An 18,705-nucleotide genomic window follows, 5' to 3' on the forward strand; every position below is an offset into this window, starting at 1 on the left:
CCGAGGATCGACGCATGGATTTCCTGACCGCGATGGGCGGCACGGCCACCGGCTTCTTCGGTGCGGTGATCCCGTTCCTGTTCGTTCTGACCGTCGTGGTCTTCGTCCACGAGATGGGGCACTTCCTCGTCGGCCGCTGGTGCGGCGTCGGCGTCCACGCCTTCTCGATCGGCTTCGGGCCGGAGCTCGTCGGCTTTAACGACCGGCATGGCACCCGCTGGAAGCTCTGCGCCATCCCGCTCGGCGGCTACGTCAAGTTCCACGGCGACGCCAACGGCGCCAGTGTACCCTCGCCCGAGGCGATCTCGCGGATGACCCCGCAGGAGCGGGCGACCAGCTTCCCGACCCAGCCGGTGGCCAAGCGCGCGGCGATCGTCGTCGCAGGGCCGGTGGCAAACTTCATCCTGGCGATCCTGCTGTTCGCCGGCGCGATCTGGCTCGGCGGCCGCATGGAGCTGCCGGCCCGGGTCTCGGCGATCGACCCCAACAGCGCCGCCGCGCAGGCCGGCTTCCAGCCCGGCGACCTCGTGAAGAGCATCGACGGCGAGCCGGTCGCCGACTTCAACGCGATGTACCGCATCGTCACCGGCAGCGCCGGGACGCCGCTGAACTTCGTCGTCGAGCGCGCCGGGGCCGACGTCCCGATCGTCGCGACCCCGGCCGTCTACGAGGAGAGCACCAAGTTCGGCCGCCACCGGATCGGGCGCCTCGGCATCCGCTCGCCGGCAGCCTCCGAGGCGAAGCTCGTCACCTACGGCCCCGTCGCCTCCCTCGGGCTCGGCGTCCACGAGACCGCGTTCGTGGTGGAGCGGACCTTCTCCTATCTCGGCAAGCTGGTGACCGGCCGCGAATCCGCCGACCAGCTCTCCGGCCCGATCGGCATCGCCCGCGTCTCCGGCGAGGTCGCCAAGGTCGGCGGCATCGGCGGGCTGATCGGGCTGATCGCGCTGCTCTCGGTCTCGATCGGCCTGCTCAACCTGTTCCCGGTGCCGCTGCTCGATGGCGGGCACCTGCTGTTCTACGCCTTCGAGGTGGTGCGCGGCCGCCCCCTGAGCGAGCGTGCGCAGGAGATCGGCTTCCGACTTGGGCTCGCGCTCGTGCTGGTCCTGATGATCTTCGCGGCCTGGAACGACATCCTCAATCTCGGCGCCTCCTGGCGCGCGACCTGAGCGTCGCGGCGCCCTTCGGCGGGCGCCCGGCGCGGGGCGCCGCATTCCCGCCGTGATTGGGCCCGCTGGAGCCTTGCCGGGCGCCCGATCGGGCCGCGGCACCGCACCCGCCGAGACGCCTCCAAATGGTTTCGAAGGCGTTGCGGCGATCCCATTCGCGCCAGGAATGTCGTGATGCGGCAGGGATTTACCGTTCGTTTACCCTGCGACGAATTGGACGGGAACTTCGCGTCACCGTTAAGTGGCCTGAAGGCCACGGCCCTCCAAAATCCAGGTCATGGGGCCTCCCGCGCCGTTTGCTTGGCTCGGGAATCCCGGTAAGAGCTACGCTTGGACCAGGTATTACGGGACGGCCGGTCAACGGCCGCCCGTGGCGGGTGCGAACCCGATCCGATAATAAGACAGACGGGCGAATAGATGATGTCGATGACGGGGAAGCACCGGCGTAAGTCGGTGAAGCGGACCATCGTCCTAGCCGCCGCGGCGGGCATTGCGCTGACCGGGGTCGCGCAGGCCCAGCAGATCGTCGTCCAGGGCAACCGGCGCGTCGACGCCGACACCATCCGTTCCTACGTCACCGGCACCGCATCAGGCTCCGCCGAGGAAGCCCGCCGCAACCTGCTGGCGAGCGGCATGTTCGCCGACGTGAAGGTCGCCGCCAGCGGCGGTCGCACCGTCGTGACGGTCCGCGAGAACAACCTGATCAACCGGGTCGTGTTCGAGGGCAACAAGAAGATCGAGAAGGCGACCCTCGAAGGTCAGGTCGAGGCGAAAGCTCGCGGCGCCTTCAACGAGGCCGTGGTCAAGTCCGACATGGCCCGGATCAAGGAAGTCTACCGCCGCGCCGGCCGCGGGACCGCCAAGGTCACCTACCGCACCGTCGATCTGCCGAACGGCTCGGTCGACGTGATCTACCAGATCGACGAGGGCGACAAGACCGGCATCGTGTCGATCAGCTTCGTCGGCAACAGCGCCGTGAGCGAGCGGACCTTGAAGGGGCTGGTCTCCTCGTCCGAGATGAACTTCCTGTCGTTCATCAAGACCTCCGACGTTTACGATCCCGATCGCATCGCCAACGACCTCGACCTCGTCCGCCGCTACTACCTGCGCAAGGGCTACGCCGACTTCCGCATCGTCAACGCCGACGCCCGCTACGTCGAGGGTCCGGATGCCAACGGCTGGGTGATCACGGTCACCGTCGAGGAAGGCGAGCAGTACACCGTCGGCGCCGTGGCGGTGGATTCCCGCCTGCCGGGCCTCGACACGACGCGCCTCGATGGCGAGGTCCGCACCGCGGTCGGCGACATCTACAACGCCGAGGACGTCGAGAAGACCCTGTCGGGCCTGACCAACGACGTGGCGCGTGCCGGCTACCCCTTCGCCCAGGTCCGCCCGACCGGCCAGCGCGACCGCGCGACCCACCAGGTCTCCCTCGGCTTCGTCGTCGAGGACGGCCCGCGCGTCTACGTCGAGCGCATCAACATCCGCGGCAACACCCGCACGCGCGACTACGTCATCCGCCGCGAGCTCGATATCGCCGAGGGCGACGCCTACAACCGCGTGCTGACCGACCGGGCCGAGCGCCGCCTGAACGGCCTGGGCTTCTTCAAGAAGGTCCGCTTCTCGAACGAGCCGGGCTCCTCGCCCGATCGCGTCGTGATCAACATCGACGTCGAGGATCAGCCCACGGGCTCGTTCTCGGTGGCCGGCGGCTACTCCACCCAGGACGGCATCATCGGCGAGGTCTCGGTCTCCGAGTCGAACTTCCTCGGCCGCGGCCAGTACGTCCGCCTCGCCGGAACCGGCGGTCAGTATTCCCGCGGCGTCGACTTCTCGTTCACGGAGCCGTACTTCCTCGGCTACCGCCTCGCCGCCGGCTTCGACGCGTTCTACAAGTACAGCGACCTGACCCGCTACTCGCGCTACGAGACCACCGTCTACGGCGGCCAGCTCCGCATCGGCCTGCCGGTGACCGAGCAGTTCGGCGTCACGTTGCGCTACTCGCTGTACAACACCGAGCTGAAGGTCCCGAACTCGATCAAGCAGCCCTACAACGACTGCTCGAACCCGATCCCGGGCCTCACCGACGTCTACACCGCCAACGACGCGCGTGGGACGGTCGATCCCGCGACCGGCCGGAGCCGCGTCGGCCTCGCCTCCTACCCGAACTGCGCCTACAACGGTGAAGCGTCGATCGCGATCAAGGGCTCGCAGGGAAACACACTCACCTCGCTCGCCGGCCTGACGCTGGCCTACTCGACGCTCGACGTGATCGGCGCGCCGCGCAACGGCCTCTACGCCGAGCTGAAGCCCGACCTTGCGGGTCTCGGCGGCGACTCGAAGTTCTTCCGCGTCACCGGCGACGCCCGGTACTACAAGGAGCTCTACGAGGACGTCGTCGGCTTCGTCCGCATCCAGGGCGGTCACATCGAGGCACTCGACAGCAACCCGCTGCGCATCACCGACCAGTTCTTCCTCGGGCCGTCGCTCGTCCGCGGCTTCGCCCCCAACGGCATCGGACCGCGCGACGTCGGCACCACCGACGCCCGCTCCAACGCCATCGGCGGCTCGACCTACGTCGGCGGCACCCTCGAGATCCAGTTCCCGCTCCCCTACGTGCCGCGTGATCTCGGCCTGAAGGGCGCGGTCTTTGCCGACGCCGGCACGCTGTTCGGCTATCACGGCCGCACGAACTTCGACGTGAACGGCGACAACTTCATCAACGGCACCGCGCCCGGCGGCGCCTGCAACTTCAACGCCTTCAGCATCGGCGTCGAGCCGGAATGCGTGAACGTCCGCGACAAGACCACGATTCGCTCGTCGGTCGGCGCCTCGATCCTGTGGAACTCGCCGCTCGGTCCGATCCGCTTCGACTACGCCTATGCCCTCAGCAAGGACGAAGGTGTGAAGGTCTTCGTGCCGACGCTCGGCAAGTACGGCCATATCGGCGCGGACCAGACGCAGGCGTTCCGCTTCTCCGGCGGCTCGCGGTTCTGATCTCGGAAAAAAGGTCACGCGCCGCCTCGGGTTTCCCGGGGCGGCGCGTTGTCGTGCATGCCTGATCCCGTCTTCTTCATCCCACAGCCCGGTCTGACCCTCGGCCACGTCGCCGAGGCGGCGGGCCTTCTCGTGCCCGAGGGCTTCGATCCGGCGCATCGGGTCGACGCCGCCGCGCCCCTGGAAACCGCGGGGTCGCACGACCTCGCCTACATGGACAACGCCCGCTACGGCGAGGCGCTCGCCGCGACCCGGGCCGGCATCTGCCTCGTCGCCCCGCGCTTCGCCGCCCGCGTCCCCGCCGGCACTGCCGGGCTCGTCATGCGCGATCCCTACCGCGTCTACGCCGATCTCCTCGGCCGTCTGCATCCGGACGCACTCCGCCCCGGCTCGCAGTTCGGCGCCCGTGGCGTCGCGCCGGGCGCCCACGTCCACCCCGACGCGCGCCTGGAAGACGGCGTCACGGTCGATCCCGGCGCGGTCGTCGGCCCCGGGGCCGAGGTCGGCGCGGGCACGGTGATCGGCCCCGGCGCCAGCATCGGTCCCAACGTGCGGATCGGGCGGGATTGCGCCGTCGGCGCCGGCGTCACCTTGAGCCACGCGCTCATCGGCAACCGCGTCATCCTCCATCCCGGCGCCCGCATCGGCCAGGACGGCTTCGGGTTCCACATGGGCGCGACCCACCTCAAGGTGCCGCAGGTCGGCCGGGTGATCGTGCAGGACGACGTCGAGATCGGCGCCAACACGACGGTGGACCGCGGTGCCTCGCGCGACACGGTGATCGGCGAGGGTACCAAGATCGATAACCTCGTGCAGATCGCCCATAACGTGGTGATCGGCCGCCACTGCGTGATCGTCTCGGGCGTCGGCATCTCCGGCTCGACGACGCTGGAGGACTACGTCGTACTCGGCGGGCAGGTCGGGGTCGTCGGCCACCTTCGCATCGGCCGCGGGTCGCAGATCGCCGGCTCCTCCAACGTCAACCGCGACGTGCCGCCCGGCAGCCGCTGGGGTGGCACGCCGGCCAAGCCCGTCCGCGCCTGGTTCCGCGAGCTGACCACGCTCGCCCGCCTCGCCGAGCGCAGCGGCCGCGACGAGCCTGCCGACAAGGGCTGATCGTCCAAGCTCCCGATCGTCCAAGGCCCTGATCGTCCAAGATCCGGCGTCGGCCGCGCTTGCATCCGGGCGCCGTTTGGGTCGAAAGGACGGGGATCGGTGACGACGGGCGGGCGCGGATGCGCGGCGTCGAGGCGAGGATCGAAGAGATCGATGAGTGAGACGGCGCGTGAACTCGGCTCGGCCGACATCCAGAAGGTGCTTGAGCTGCTGCCGCACCGCTACCCGTTCCTGATGATCGACCGGATCATCGAGATCGACGGCGACGAGAGCTGCATCGGCATCAAGAACGTCACCGTCAACGAGCCGCAATTCACCGGGCACTTCCCGAACATGCCGGTGTTCCCCGGGGTGCTGCTGATCGAGGGCATGGCCCAGACGGCGGGCGCGATCTGCTGCCGGCACATCATGGAGAGCAACGTGCAGACCAAGCAAGTGTTCTTCATGACCATCGACAAGTGCAAGTTCCGCAAGCCGGTGGTGCCGGGCGACCAGGTCCGCTTCCACATGAAGAAGACCAACAATCGCAAGACGATGTGGTGGTTCCACGGAGAGGCCCGCGTCGACGGCGTCCTCGTGGCGGAGGCCGACATCGGGGCCATGCTGGTGACCGCGTGAGCGCGCCCGCGATCCATTCGAGCGCGATTGTCGAGGACGGCGCCGAGATCGGCGATGGCTGCCGCATCGGGCCGTTCTGCCATGTCGGCCCGCAGGTGGTGCTCGGCGTCGATTGCGAGCTCGTGAGCCACGCGGTGGTGGCGGGCGACACCCGGATCGGCGCGCGGACGAAGATCTATCCCTTCGCCTCGATCGGCCACCCGCCGCAGGACCTGAAGTACAAGGGCGAGGCCTCGACGCTGCGGATCGGCTCCGATTGCCTGATCCGCGAGGGCGTGACCATGAATCCGGGCACCGAGGGCGGCGGCCTGGAGACCGTGGTCGGCGACCGCTGCACCTTCCTGGCCAACGCCCATGTGGGCCATGACGGCCATGTCGGCAGCGACGTGATCTTCTCGAACAACGTCATGCTCGCCGGCCATTGCAGCGTCGGCGACTACGCGATCCTCGGCGGCGGCGCCGCGGTGATCCAGTTCGCCCGCGTCGGCGCGCATGCTTTCGTCGGCGGTCTGTCGGCCCTGGAGAACGACTGCATCCCCTACGGCATGGCGCTCGGCAACCGCGCTTCGCTCTCGGGCCTCAACATCGTCGGCCTCCAGCGACGGGGCTTCGCCCGCGAAGACATCCATGCGCTGCGCCGCGCTTACCGTTCGCTCTTCGCGGCCGAGGGCACGCTGATGGAGCGGGTGGAAGACGTGGCTTCGGAGTTCGACAGCCACCCGGCGGTCCGCGAGATCCTCGATTTCATCCGCGCCGGCGGCAAGCGCTCGATCTGCACGCCGCGCGAGGCGCCGGCTCCCGTCGGCGGCGCCTGAGCCCGCCGATGTCGGCTCCTCGGGCCGCACGGCCGGACGCGAGGCTGGTGCTGGTCGCAGGCGCCGGGCGCCTGCCGGAACAGGTCGCCCACTCCCTCGATCGTGCCGGCCGCGCCTTCAAGGTGCTGGCGCTGCGCGGCTTCACCGACCACGCCCTGCGCGCGCGGGCCGACGCCACGGTCGACCTCCTCGACATCGGCGAGACCCTGCGCATCCTCGAAGGCTGGGGGCCGGCCACCGTCGTGCCGGCCGGCGGCGTCGCGCGGCCGAGCCCCGCCGCGATCCTCAACGCGGCCGCCGCCTTCCGCAACCGGGTCGCGCTCCGAAACCTCGCCGACGGCGGCGACGACCGGCTGCTGCGCGGCGCCCTCGCGCTGCTGGAGGAGAACGGCCACACCGTCTGCGGCGTCCACGAGGTCGCTCCCGACCTGCTGAGCCCCGCCGGCACGATCGGCGGCCACCGGCCGGACGCGGCGGGTGAGGCCTCCATCGCGACCGGCCGGGCGGTGCTGGCCGCGCTCTCGTCCTTCGATGTCGGCCAAGCGGTGGTGGTGGCGGCCGACCGGGTGCTCGCGGTCGAGGGGCCGGAGGGCACCGACCGCATGCTCGCCCGCGCCCGCGCGCTCGCACGGAAGCCTTGGGATCTGTTGCCCTGGGGCCGCATGCGGTCGCTGCCTGCGACCGTCCTGGTGAAGTGCGCCAAGGACGGCCAGGACTTGCGCATCGACTTGCCGGCGATCGGCCCGCGGACCGTCCGCAACGCGGCCGCCGCCGGCTGCGTCGGCCTCGCGGTCGAGGCCGGCCGCACCCTGTTGATCGACCGCCCGGAAACGATCGCCGAGGCCGACCGGCTCGGCCTCTTCCTGATCGGCATCGGAGTCGGCCCATGAAGATCTGGCTCGTGGCGGGCGAGGATTCCGGCGACCAGCTCGGCGCCAAGCTGATGGCGTCGCTGCGCGAGGCCGCGCCCGGCCCGGTAACCTTCGGCGGCGTCGGCGGGGAGGCGATGACGGCGCGGGGGCTGACCTCGCTCTTCCCCCTCGATGACGTGGCGGTGATGGGCTACCTGCCGGTGCTGGCGCGCCTACGCACGCTGCTGCGCCGCATCCGCCAGACCGTGGACGACGTGGTCGCCAACCGCCCAGACGTGCTCGTCATCATCGACAGCCCCGGCTTCACCCACGCGGTCGCCTCGCGCGTGCGCAAGCGCGCCCCGGAGATCCCGATCGTCGACTACGTCTCGCCGAGCGTGTGGGCGTGGCGGCCGTGGCGGGCGGCCTCGATGCGAGGGTTCGTCGATCACGTGCTGGCGCTGCTGCCGTTCGAGCCGGCGGCGCACCTACGGCTGAACGGGCCGCCCTGCACCTATGTCGGCCACCCCCTGATCGAGCGGTTCTCGGAGCTGCGGCCGGACGCGTCGGACGCCGCCCTGCGGGAGGCCGTGCCGTGGCGCGTGGTGGTGCTGCCGGGCTCTCGCCGCTCCGAGATCGAGCGGCTGATGCCGGTCTTCGGCCGGACGTTGGCGCGGCTGGCGCGGGACGTCGGCCCGATCGAGGCGGTGCTGCCCGCGGTCACCCGGCACTGCGCCCTGATCGAGCGCATGGCGAACGCCTGGGACGCGCCCGTGCGCATCGTCGCGGGCGAGGGCGCGAAGTACGCCGCCTTCCGCCAGGCGCGGGCCGCGCTCGCCGCCTCCGGCACGGTGACGCTGGAACTCGCGCTGGCGGGGGTGCCTATGGTGGTGGCCTACAAGGTCTCGCGGGTGGAGGAAGCGGTGGCCCGGCGCCTGATCCAGGTGCCGACCATCGTGCTGCCGAACCTGATCCTGTCGGAGAACGCCATGCCGGAATTCGTTCAGGCGGAATGCACGGAGGACCGCCTCGCGGCGGCGCTCGCCCCCCTCGTCACCGGCGGCACCGCGCGCGACCGCCAGGTGGCGGCCCTGAAGCGCATCGACGGCCTGATGCGGCTCCCCGGCGACGAGGCGCCGAGCCGCAGCGCGGCGCGGGTGGTTCTGGCTGCGATCAAGGGCTGAGCGTCTCATCCCTCCCCCGCAGAGGGGGGAGGGTAGACCAGCCGTCAGCCGCGCTCGTTGATGCCGACGTAGTCGCGCTTGGTCGGGCCGACGTAGAGCTGGCGCGGGCGGCCGATCTTCTGCGAGGGGTCCTCGATCATCTCGGCCCATTGCGCGATCCAGCCGACGGTGCGCGCCACCGCGAACAGCACCGTGAACATGTCGGTCGGGAAGCCCATCGCCTTCAGGGTGATGCCCGAGTAGAAGTCGATGTTCGGGTAAAGCTTCTTCTCGATGAAGTACTCGTCCTTGAGCGCGATCTCCTCGAGCTTCATCGCGACCTCAAGCAGCGGATCGTCGTTCTTGCCGAGTTCCTTCAGCACCTCGTGGGTGGTCTTCTGCATGATCCGCGCGCGCGGGTCGTAGTTCTTGTACACCCGGTGGCCGAAGCCCATCAGGCGGAACGGGTCGTTCTTGTCCTTGGCCTTGGCGACGTACTGATCGACGCGGTCCGGCGTGCCGATCTCCATCAGCATCTTCAAGGCCGCCTCGTTGGCGCCGCCATGCGCCGGCCCCCACAGGCAGGCGACGCCGGCCGCGATGCAGGCGAACGGGTTCGCGCCCGACGAGCCCGCGAGCCGCACCGTCGAGGTCGAGGCGTTCTGCTCGTGGTCGGCGTGCAGGATGAAGATCTTGTCCAGGGCCTTCGAAAAGATCGGGTTAACCTGGTAGTCCTCGCACGGGACGGCGTAGCACATCCGCAGGAAATTCGAGGTGTAGTCGAGATCGTTCTTCGGATACACGAACGGCTGGCCGATCGAGTATTTGTAGGCCATCGCCGCCAGCGTAGGCATCTTGGCGATCATGCGCATCGACGCGATCATGCGCTGGCTCTCGTCCGTGATGTCGGTCGAGTCGTGGTAGAAGGCCGAGAGCGCGCCGACGGAGGCGACCATCACCGCCATCGGGTGCGCGTCGCGGCGGAAGCCGGTGAAGAACCGGTTCATCTGGTCGTGCACCATGGTGTGGCGCGTGACGCGGTAGTCGAAGTCGGCCTTCTGACCCGGCGTCGGCAGCTCGCCGAACAGCATCAGGTAACAGGTCTCGAGGAAGTCCCCCTGCTCGGCGAGCTGCTCGATCGGGTAGCCGCGATAGAGCAGCACGCCCTCGTCGCCGTCGATGTAGGTGATCTTCGATTCGCACGAGGCGGTCGAGGTGAAGCCGGGATCGAAGGTGAAGGCGCCGGTCTGCGCGTAGAGCTTGCCGATGTCGACGACGTCGGGGCCGATCGTACCGCTCTTGACCGGCAGAGAGACCTCTTTGCCGTCCACGGTGATGGTGCTGGCTGCGCTCATGGAACGTGGACCCTTTCCTGGCAACGAATCGGTGCCGGCCCAAGGCTCGGCTCCGCGCCGCCCTGGACCCGAAGTCACCTGCATTTTGCTGCAGGTGCTCACAGGCCCACCGGTTAGCGGATCGGCCGGGCGCCAGCAACGGCGCGGATGACAACCACGCCCCGACGCCAAGCGAAAACCGGGCCGCGCGTGCGATGCGGCAAACCGCTCAGCTTTTCGTGATCCGGTCGGCGAGCCGGGCGAGGCTTTCCTCGCGGCCGAGGACCGCCATCACGTCGAACAGCGGCGGCGAGGTGGTGCGGCCGGTGAGCGCCGCCCGCAGCGGCTGCGCCACCTGCCCGAGCTTCAGCCCCTCGGTCTCGGCGAAGAGCCGCACCGCGGCTTCCGTCGCGGCGGCGCTCCACTCGGGCAGGGCCTCGAGCGCCGGCAGGATCGCGGCGAGGCGTGCGCGGGCCTCGTCGGTGAGGAGGGCGGCGGCCTTCTCGTCCGGTACCAGCGGACGCGCGGCGGTCAGGTAGTAGGCGCTGTCGAGCAGCTCGATCAGGGTCTTGGCCCGCTCCTTCAGCCCCGGCATCGCCGCGACGAGCTTTTCGCGCAGGTCCGGCGCGAGGGGGGCGACGAGGCCGCGCTCCGGGCCGACGTTCGGCAGGATGCGCTCGATCGCGTCGACCAGGTCCCCATCCGCTGCGCCGCGGATGTAGAGGCCGTTGAGGTTCTCGAGCTTGGCGAAGTCGAACCGCGCCGGCGAGCGGCCGATCGCCTTGAGGTCGAAGGCCGCCACCATCTCCTCGGTGGAGAACACCTCCTGGTCGCCGTGGCTCCAGCCGAGGCGGACGAGGTAGTTGCGGAGCGCCGCCGGCAGGTAGCCGAGGTCGCGGTAGGCGTCGACGCCGAGCGCGCCGTGGCGCTTGGACAGCTTGGCCCCGTCGGCCCCGTGGATCAGCGGGATGTGCGCCATCCGCGGCACCTCCCAGCCCAGCGCTGCAAAGATCTGGCTCTGGCGGGCCGCGTTGGTGAGGTGGTCGTCGCCGCGGATCACCTGGGTCACGCCCATGTCGTGGTCGTCGACGACGACGGCGAGCATATAGGTCGGGTTGCCGTCCGAGCGCAGCAGTACGAGGTCGTCGAGGTCGCGGTTGGCCCAGGTGACGCGGCCCTGCACCGCGTCGTCCACCACCGTCTCGCCCTCGCTCGGGGCGCGCAGCCGGATCACCGGCTTCACCCCCGCCGGCGCGTCGGACGGGTCGCGGTCGCGCCAGCGCCCGTCGTAGCGCAGCGGCTTGCCGGCGGCCCGCGCCTGCTCACGCATCTGCGTCAGCTCGTCCTGCGTCGCGTAGCAGCGATAGGCGTTGCCCGAGGCCAGCAGATTCTCGGCGACCTCGCGGTGGCGCTCGGCGCGGGCGTACTGGAACACCACGTCGCCGTCCCAGTCGAGCCCGAGCCAGCGCATCCCGTCGAGGATGGCGTCGATCGCCCCTTGCGTCGATCGCTCGCGGTCGGTGTCCTCGATCCGCAGCAGCATCCGGCCGCCCATCCGGCGGGCGTAGAGCCAGTTGAACAGCGCAGTGCGGGCACCGCCGATATGGAGGTAGCCCGTGGGCGAGGGCGCGAAGCGCGTGACGACGGCTGACGACATCGGACGATGGATCTTCTGGTGAAGGGGCGAGGAGCACTCTGGTCGTGGCGCGGATCGACCGATCCGGTTGCGCGCGTCTAGATCGCTCCGCGGCGAAGGGAAAGGCGGTTCGGCGTCCGCGACGACGCACGCAAAGCTGGGGACCTGCACCGGAACCCGGTTCGGACGGCTCTAGCACGCCCGCGCGGATGCGTTAACAATCCGCGACGGCGCAGCGGCCTCGCGCCGGCCGGTGTGCCGATCATGGCGCGGGACATCGTACGATCGACGGGACGGGCCGTCGCTGGACCGGCTCTCGGGCGCTTCCTCGCGCCCGCCGTGCTCGGGCCGGCTTTGCGCGGCTGGGTCATCAGCGGCCTTGTGATCGAGGCCGAGCAGCGCCGGCTGTTCCCCTGGCTCGCGGTCGCCTTCGGCGCCGGCATCCTTGTGTTCTTCACCGCCACCGACGGGATGCCCGCGCTCTGGGCCCCCCTCGCTGCGACGGCGGCCTGCGCCGCGACCCTGCCGTTCCTCGGTGGTCGGCCGGTGGCTTTGGCGATTGCGCTCGGGCTTGCCGCAGCGCTCCTCGGGTTCTCGGCGAGCGCCCTGCGGGTGTCGCGAGTGGCCGCGCCCGTGCTGAACCGCACGATGATCGCGCCGCTCGAAGGGCTGATCGAGTCGCTGGAGGAGCGGGAGGAGGGCGCCCGCGTCGTGGTCCGGGTCGCGAGCCTCGGCACGATGGCGGCGGCCGAGCGCCCGGTCCGCGTGCGCGTCTCGTTCAAGAAGGCGCCGCCCTTGCGCCCGGGCGACTTCATCGCCGCCACCGCCCGCCTGCTGCCGCCCCCGGAGGCGGCGCGGCCGGGCGGCTACGACTTCGCCCGCGACGCCTACTTCCGCGGCATCGGCGCGGTCGGGTCCTTGTTGGGAAAGATCGCGGTGAAGCCGCCGCCGGAGCCGGTGCCGTGGTCGCTCCGCCTTGCGGCTGCGGTGGACGACGCCCGAAACGCGCTCACCCGCCGGATCACCGACGCCAACGGCGGCCAGGCCGGCGCGGTGGCGGCCGCCCTCGTGACCGGCAAGCGCGGGCTGATCGCGCCGGCGACCAACGACACCTTGCGGGCGGCCGGAATTTATCACGTCGTCTCGATCGACAGGGTTGGCCGGCATTCCCCGGACGCATCGCTTCTCGTGTCGCCACGCCGTCGTTCGACGCCTGAGTGCCGCCCGGTGGCCTTCCCCGCGATCGTCCATGGATGGGTCGGACTTCAGGCAAGCCCAGGCTTGGGGATTTCGACAAAACCAATCTTGTCGTAAAACTCGAACAGGTCGACGCCGTCGCCGAACCTGCCACCGTCGGTCGGTGGTTCAGCGCCTGACGAAGCCGATGTCTACGGCGACGGCCTTGAGCCGCTCCGGCTCGCGCTCCTTCCGCTCCGAGTAGCGGTCGACGAGGTCGTCGGACCGCTCGCGGGTAAGGAGCGTGAACTTCATCAGTTCCTCGCAGACGTCGACCACCCGGTCGTAGAGCGGTCCCGGCTTCATCCGGCCGGCGTCGTCGAACTCCTTGTAGGCCATCGGCACGGATGACTGGTTCGGGATGGTGATCATCCGCATCCAGCGCCCGAGGATGCGCAGGCCGTTGACCGCGTTGAACGACTGCGACCCACCCGAGACCTGCATCACGGCCAGGGTCCGCCCTTGCGTCGGACGCACTGACCCTTCCGAAAGGGGGAGCCAGTCGATCTGGCTCTTGATGACACCGGTCATGGCGCCGTGCCGCTCGGGGCTGACCCAGACATGCCCCTCGGACCAGATCGAGAGGTTCCGGAGCTCCTGGACCTTGGGGTGGTCGGCGGTGCTGTCGTCGGGCAGGGGCAGCCCGTGCGCGTCGTAGATCCGCACGTCGCCGCCCATCGCCTCCAGAAGGCGCGCGGCCTCGTAGGCGAGGAAGCGGCTGAACGAGCGCTCCCGGAGCGACCCGTAGATGATCAGGAAGCGCGGGGCGTGGGCGAACGGCGTCGCCACCTCCAGGTCGGCGCTCGTCGGGACGACGAAGTGTCCCTCGCTCAGGTTCGGCAGGCCGTCGGCGAAGGGCTGTCGGGGCTTGTCCAAGGAACGTCTATCCTCTACGTTTCAATGATGGTTGAGATATTGACATGATGATGGACGAACGGCAAGCCGTCGCCGCCTTCGCGGCCCTGGGGCAGGAGCATCGCCTGCGCATCGTGCGCCAACTCGTCACCGCCGGGCCGGACGGCATGGCGGCCGGTATCCTGGCCGAGGCGGTCGGCATCTCGGGCACCAACCTGTCGTTCCACCTCAAGGAGCTCAGCCATGCCGGCCTCGTCACCTCGCGCCGGGAAGGCCGGTCGATCATCTACGGCGCCGCCTACCCGGACCTGTCCGAGCTCATCCAGTTCCTGATGCGCGATTGCTGCCAGGGCCGCCCCGAGGTCTGCGCCCCGGCCGTCGCCGCCCTATCCGCCTGCTGCACGGAGACCGCCTGATGGACGTCGTCATCTACCACAACCCGGATTGCGGCACGTCCCGCAACACCCTGGCACTGATCCGCAACGCCGGCATCGAGCCGCACGTCGTCGAGTACCTGAAGACCCCGCCGAACCGGTTCCTGGTCCGGCAACTCGCCGAGCGCGCCGGCATCACCGTGCGCGACCTGCTTCGGGAGAAGGGGACGCCCTACGCCGAGCTCGGCCTCGCGGACCCGAACCTCACGGATGACCAGCTTCTCGATGCCATCGCCGAGCACCCGATCCTGCTGAACCGGCCGCTGGTGGTGAGCCCGAAAGGCGTCTCGCTATGCCGCCCGTCAGAGGCGGTCCTCGACCTCCTGCCGGCCCAGCAGGGCGAGTTCGTCAAGGAGGGCGGCGAACGCGTCGTCGACGAGCACGGGCGCCGCGTCGCCACCGCCTGATCCATCCCCAGCCACCAAGAATAAGAAACGGTCCGGATGCTCGCGCTCGCCATCTTCGTCGTCACCCTCGTCTTCGTCATCTGGCAGCCCAAGGGGTTCGGGATCGGGTGGAGCGCCCTCATCGGGGCCGCGGTGGCCCTGGCCACCGGCGTCATCCACCCGGGTGACATCCCGGTGGTCTGGCACATCGTCTGGGACGCCACCTTCACCTTCGTGGCGCTGATCATCATCTCGCTGCTGCTCGACGAAGCCGGCTTCTTCCACTGGGCGGCGCTCCACATCGCCCGCTGGGGCGGAGGCAGGGGGCGCCTGCTGTTCCCGCTGGTGATCCTACTCGGCGCCGCCATCGCGGCAGTGTTCGCCAACGACGGCGCCGCCCTACTGCTCACACCCATCGTGCTGGCCATCCTGCTGCGGCTGGACTTCAAGCCGGCGGCCGCCCTGGCCTTCATCGTGGCCTGCGGGTTCGTCGCGGACTCGACCAGCCTGCCCCTGGTGATCTCGAACCTGGTCAACATCGTCTCGGCGAACTTCTTCGACATCACCTTCAGCCGCTACGCCGCCGTGATGGTCCCGGTGAACCTCGTCTCGCTCGCCACGACCCTGGTGGTCCTGTGGCTGTTCTTCCGGCGCGACCTACCGGCGACGTACCCGGTGACCGAGCTCGAACCGCCGCGCCACGCGATCAAGGATCCGCTGGTGTTCAAGGCAGCCTTCCCGCTCCTCGGCCTGCTGCTGGTCGCCTACTTCGTGACAGCCCCGTTCGGCGTGCCGGTCTCGGTGGTGACCTGCGCCGGCGCCGTGGTGCTGCTGGCGCTGGCCAGCCGGAGCCGCGTCATCCCGATCCGCAAGGTGCTGGCGGGCGCCCCCTGGCAGATCGTCCTGTTCAGCCTCGGAATGTACCTCGTCGTCTACGGCCTGAAGAACGCCGGCCTGACCGATTACCTGGCCCAAGGCCTCGCCTGGCTTTCGGGCCACGGACCGTTCGTCGCCACCATCGGCACGGGGGTCGCCGCAGCCATCCTGTCCTCGGTCATGAACAACATGCCGAGCGTGCTGGTGGGCGCGCTGTCGATCCAGCAGGCCCCGGACCTGTCGCCCCTGATGCGCGAGCTGATGGTCTACGCCAACGTCATCGGCTGCGACCTCGGCCCGAAGTTCACGCCCATCGGCAGCCTCGCCACCCTGCTCTGGCTCCACGTCCTCGACACCAAGGGCCAGCACATCACCTGGGGCCAGTACATGCGGGTCGGCCTGGTCATCACCCCGCCGGTGCTGCTCGCCACCCTGGCGGCGCTGGCCCTCTGGCTACCCGTGCTCGGCGCCCGGTAGCGATCCGATGGCCCCGGCGCGCCGATGGCCCGTGATCTCGGCCCTGGGCGTGGTTCAGATCCTGACCTGGGGCTCGTCGTTCTACCTGCTGTCGGTGTTGGCCGCCCCGATGTCGGCGGACACGGGGTGGCCCTTGGGATGGGTCATCGGCGGCCTGTCCCTCGGTCTCCTCGTTGCGGGCTTGGCCTCGCCGCGGGTCGGCACCTACATCGGCGAGCATGGCGGGCGCCCCGTCCTGGCCTTCGCGTCCGTCGCCCTCGCCGTCGGCCTTGCCATCCTCGGTCTGGCGCCGAACCTACCGACATATCTCGGAGGCTGGCTCCTGATCGGCCTCGGCATGGGCACCGGACTGTACGACCCCGCCTTCGCCACCCTCGGTCGGCTCTACGGGGCCGAAGCAAGGCCCGCCATCACCACGCTGACCCTGTGGGGCGGCTTCGCGAGCACGGTCTGCTGGCCCCTCTCGGCCTTCCTGATCGAACAGGTGGGCTGGCGCGGGACCTGTCTCGCCTATGCCGGACTGCACCTCTCGGTCACGCTGCCGCTCGTCCTGATCGCGATCCCCCGGCCCCCCGCACATCCGATCACGCGACCCGTAGGCCCAAGCCCCGTCATTCGGCTCGATGGTCGGGAGCGGCGCGCCTTCCTCTTCATGGCGGGGGTCCTCACGCTGGGCGGCACGGTGATGGCCATGGTCTCGGTGCACCTCATCACCCTGCTTCAGGCCCGTGGGGTGGCTCTTACCTCGGCCGTGGCCTACGGCGCCCTGATCGGACCGGCCCAGGTTGGGGCACGCATCGTCGAGATGGCCGGAAAGGGCCGGCACCATCCGCTCTGGACCCTGACGGCGGCGATGGTGCTGGTCGCCATCGGGGTTGCGATGCTTGCCGCAGGACTGCCCGTGGTCGGGCTGGCGTTAGTCCTGTACGGGGCGGGCAACGGGATCTACTCGATTGCCCGGGGAACGGTGCCCCTGGCACTGTTCGGACCCGAGCGTTACGCCCCGCTCGTAGGCCGGCTCGCCCGTCCGGGACTGGTGGCTCAGGCGCTCGCCCCCTCCATCGGAGCCGTGGTCCTAACCCACGCAGGCGCGGATACGACCTACGTCCTCCTGTGCGTCCTCGCTGTGGCGAATGTCGCGCTTGCCCTGGCCCTGTGGCGCGTCCGGTCCGAGGCCTAACAGGTCGACGTCCGCCTCCGACGTTCGCGGCATCCGATCCCGATCAGACCGATCGCCTTCCGTCCGGGGACGAAGCGGTCTCGTCGGCGAGCGTGGACTGGCTAGGCGGCTCTTGCCCTCGACCCATTCCGAGCCTAATGACGCTTAAACGTTTCCATAACGGTTTAAGTGACGTGGACGAGAAGCAAGCCCTCGACGGTTTCGGAGCCATCGCCCAGGAAACCCGTCTTCGCATCGTCCGCCTGCTGGTCACTGCCGGCGCGGACGGGATGGCGGCCGGGGCCATCACCGAGGCCATCGCGGGCGCCTCGGCGCCACGCATCTCGTTCCACCTCAGCCACCTTGAGAACGCCGGGCTCGTGGTCAGCCGCCGGGAGGGGCGGTCGATCATCTACAGCGCGGTGTTCACCGCCCTGTCCGACCTGGTGGCCTTCCTGATGCGCGATTGCTGCGAGGGACACTGCGAGGTCTGCGACCGAGCCATCGCCCTGTTCGCCCGGTGCACCGGTCGGCCCCAGCAGGTCGCTCAGCCATCCAAGATCGCCTGTGAGGAAGCATGACGGGCCTGCGCGACACCCTCGAAGGCAACCAGATCGCGATCTACTTCGCGGCCATCGGCGCGGCGGCGCTGATCGCCCTGACGCTGCCCGGCACCACGGCCCTGGAGGTCGGGATCAATCCGGCCCTGGCGCTGATGCTGTTCGTCACCTTCCTGCAGGTGCCGTTGCCGGAACTCGGCCGGGCCTTCACGCGGGTCCGCTTCCTGGCGGCGCTCCTCGTCACGAACTTCGTGGTGCTGCCGATCCTGGTGGCTGGCCTGATCCAGTTCCTGCCCGCCAATCCGATGCTGCGGCTGGGCGTGCTCATGGTCCTTCTCACGCCGTGCATCGACTACGTCGTGACCTTCGCCCATCTCGGACGGGCCGACGCCAAGGTGCTGCTGGCTTCCACCCCGGCGCTGCTGATCGCGCAGATGCTGCTGCTGCCGATCTATCTGAACGTCTTCCTCGGCGAGGATGCCGCCAGGTTCGTCCAGGTCGGTCCCTTCGTGCACGCGTTCGTCTGGCTCATCGCGGTTCCCCTCGGACTTGCTGCGGCCGTGCAGATCTGGGCCGGACGCCGCCCGGCCGGGCAACGGGTGATTACGGGCCTCGGGCTCCTGCCGGTGCCGGCGACGGCGCTGGTCCTGTTCGTGGTGATCGCGTCCGTCCTGCCCCAACTCGGACCCGCCCTCGACGATGCCCTGCGGGTGGTTCCTGTCTACGTCGCCTTCGCGGTGGCGGCTCCCTTGATGGGCTGGGCGGTCGGGCGCGCGTTCCGCCTCGACGCCCCCACGGTGCGGACGTTGGCCTTCAGCGCCGCCACCCGCAACTCCCTGGTGGTCCTGCCGCTGGCCTTCGCCGTCCCCGGCGCCGTCCCGCTGCTGCCGGCCGTCATCGTCACCCAGACGCTGGTCGAGCTCGTGAGCGAGCTCGTCTACGTCCGTGTCATGCCCAGGCTCGGCCGAACGTCGGCGTTGCCGGTCCCGGCCGTCTAGGTCGGCCCCGATGATACGGCGGAGC

General features: G+C 69.7%; 16 protein-coding genes and 1 pseudogene. 14 read left to right on the forward strand and 3 right to left on the reverse strand.

Translation table 11 applies throughout. From position 1 onward, the window contains the following. Positions 1–14 precede the first annotated feature (14 nt). From rseP to lpxB, 7 genes are all read left to right on the forward strand, one after another. The gene (gene rseP, locus MFF13_RS17355) at positions 15–1,169 is read left to right on the forward strand and encodes an RIP metalloprotease RseP (RefSeq protein WP_147762661.1); all 1,155 of its coding nucleotides are present in this window, start codon (positions 15–17) and stop codon (positions 1,167–1,169) included. A gap of 417 nt (positions 1,170–1,586) precedes the next feature. After that, positions 1,587–4,166 carry an outer membrane protein assembly factor BamA gene (gene bamA, locus MFF13_RS17360; RefSeq protein ID WP_147762662.1) on the forward strand — a complete coding sequence of 860 codons (2,580 nt, stop codon included), beginning with the start codon at positions 1,587–1,589 and terminating at the stop codon, positions 4,164–4,166. 57 nt (positions 4,167–4,223) lie between these two features. After that, a complete protein-coding gene (gene lpxD / locus MFF13_RS17365; protein WP_147827859.1) occupies positions 4,224–5,282 on the forward strand; it encodes a UDP-3-O-(3-hydroxymyristoyl)glucosamine N-acyltransferase in 1,059 nt (352 codons plus the stop codon). Between the two features lie 153 nt (positions 5,283–5,435). Then, the gene (gene fabZ / locus MFF13_RS17370; RefSeq protein WP_147750511.1) at positions 5,436–5,900 is read left to right on the forward strand and encodes a 3-hydroxyacyl-ACP dehydratase FabZ; all 465 of its coding nucleotides are present in this window, start codon (positions 5,436–5,438) and stop codon (positions 5,898–5,900) included. Beyond that, positions 5,897–6,715 (forward strand): acyl-ACP--UDP-N-acetylglucosamine O-acyltransferase, encoded by an 819-nt coding sequence (gene lpxA, locus MFF13_RS17375; protein ID WP_147827860.1) that lies wholly within the window; start codon positions 5,897–5,899, stop codon positions 6,713–6,715. Before fabZ ends, lpxA begins: the two co-directional genes overlap by 4 nt. 8 nt (positions 6,716–6,723) lie before the next feature. Further along, positions 6,724–7,605: an LpxI family protein gene (locus MFF13_RS17380; protein ID WP_147827861.1), complete on the forward strand. Its 882-nt coding sequence runs from the start codon at positions 6,724–6,726 to the stop codon at positions 7,603–7,605. Next, positions 7,602–8,750 carry a lipid-A-disaccharide synthase gene (lpxB, locus tag MFF13_RS17385; protein WP_238272590.1) on the forward strand — a complete coding sequence of 383 codons (1,149 nt, stop codon included), beginning with the start codon at positions 7,602–7,604 and terminating at the stop codon, positions 8,748–8,750. The genes MFF13_RS17380 and lpxB overlap by 4 nt, the downstream gene beginning before the upstream one ends. 44 nt (positions 8,751–8,794) lie before the next feature. On the opposite strand, the gene gltA is transcribed toward lpxB, so the two are convergent. Together gltA and gltX are read right to left on the reverse strand one after the other, a co-directional pair. Then, positions 8,795–10,084, reverse strand: a complete 1,290-nt coding sequence (gltA, locus tag MFF13_RS17390) for a citrate synthase (RefSeq protein WP_147750515.1) — start codon at positions 10,082–10,084, stop codon at positions 8,795–8,797. Positions 10,085–10,292: 208 nt separating this feature from the next. Continuing rightward, positions 10,293–11,720, reverse strand: a complete 1,428-nt coding sequence (gltX, locus tag MFF13_RS17395) for a glutamate--tRNA ligase (protein ID WP_147827863.1) — start codon at positions 11,718–11,720, stop codon at positions 10,293–10,295. Positions 11,721–11,963: 243 nt separating this feature from the next. Between gltX and MFF13_RS17400 the strand changes: the two are divergent. After that, a pseudogene (locus MFF13_RS17400) lies at positions 11,964–12,848 on the forward strand (DUF4131 domain-containing protein); the annotation flags it as partial. A 216-nt stretch (positions 12,849–13,064) separates the two neighbouring features. On the opposite strand, the gene arsH reads toward MFF13_RS17400, so the two are convergent. After that, a complete protein-coding gene (gene arsH, locus MFF13_RS17405) occupies positions 13,065–13,811 on the reverse strand; it encodes an arsenical resistance protein ArsH (RefSeq protein ID WP_147708260.1) in 747 nt (248 codons plus the stop codon). Positions 13,812–13,858: 47 nt separating this feature from the next. On the opposite strand from arsH, the gene MFF13_RS17410 reads away from it, so the two are divergent. The 6 genes from MFF13_RS17410 to MFF13_RS17435 all read left to right on the forward strand — a co-directional run bounded on the left by MFF13_RS17410 (position 13,859) and on the right by MFF13_RS17435 (position 18,680). After that, complete coding sequence (locus MFF13_RS17410; protein ID WP_147708344.1) at positions 13,859–14,206, forward strand: ArsR/SmtB family transcription factor; 348 nt, start codon at positions 13,859–13,861, stop codon at positions 14,204–14,206. Continuing rightward, positions 14,206–14,631: an arsenate reductase (glutaredoxin) gene (arsC, locus tag MFF13_RS17415; protein WP_147708262.1), complete on the forward strand. Its 426-nt coding sequence runs from the start codon at positions 14,206–14,208 to the stop codon at positions 14,629–14,631. The genes MFF13_RS17410 and arsC overlap by 1 nt, the downstream gene beginning before the upstream one ends. 36 nt (positions 14,632–14,667) lie before the next feature. Beyond that, the gene (locus MFF13_RS17420; protein ID WP_147708264.1) at positions 14,668–15,963 is read left to right on the forward strand and encodes an arsenic transporter; all 1,296 of its coding nucleotides are present in this window, start codon (positions 14,668–14,670) and stop codon (positions 15,961–15,963) included. 7 nt (positions 15,964–15,970) lie between these two features. Then, positions 15,971–17,143, forward strand: a complete 1,173-nt coding sequence (locus tag MFF13_RS17425) for an MFS transporter (protein WP_147708265.1) — start codon at positions 15,971–15,973, stop codon at positions 17,141–17,143. Positions 17,144–17,316: 173 nt separating this feature from the next. After that, positions 17,317–17,703 (forward strand): ArsR/SmtB family transcription factor, encoded by a 387-nt coding sequence (locus MFF13_RS17430; RefSeq protein WP_147708266.1) that lies wholly within the window; start codon positions 17,317–17,319, stop codon positions 17,701–17,703. Beyond that, a complete protein-coding gene (locus MFF13_RS17435) occupies positions 17,700–18,680 on the forward strand; it encodes an arsenic resistance protein (RefSeq protein WP_147708267.1) in 981 nt (326 codons plus the stop codon). The genes MFF13_RS17430 and MFF13_RS17435 overlap by 4 nt, the downstream gene beginning before the upstream one ends. The last annotated feature ends 25 nt before the right edge of the window (positions 18,681–18,705 follow it).

The sequence above is a fragment of the Methylobacterium cerastii genome, assembly GCF_022179125.1.
GTDB classification, from domain to species: domain Bacteria; phylum Pseudomonadota; class Alphaproteobacteria; order Rhizobiales; family Beijerinckiaceae; genus Methylobacterium; species Methylobacterium cerastii.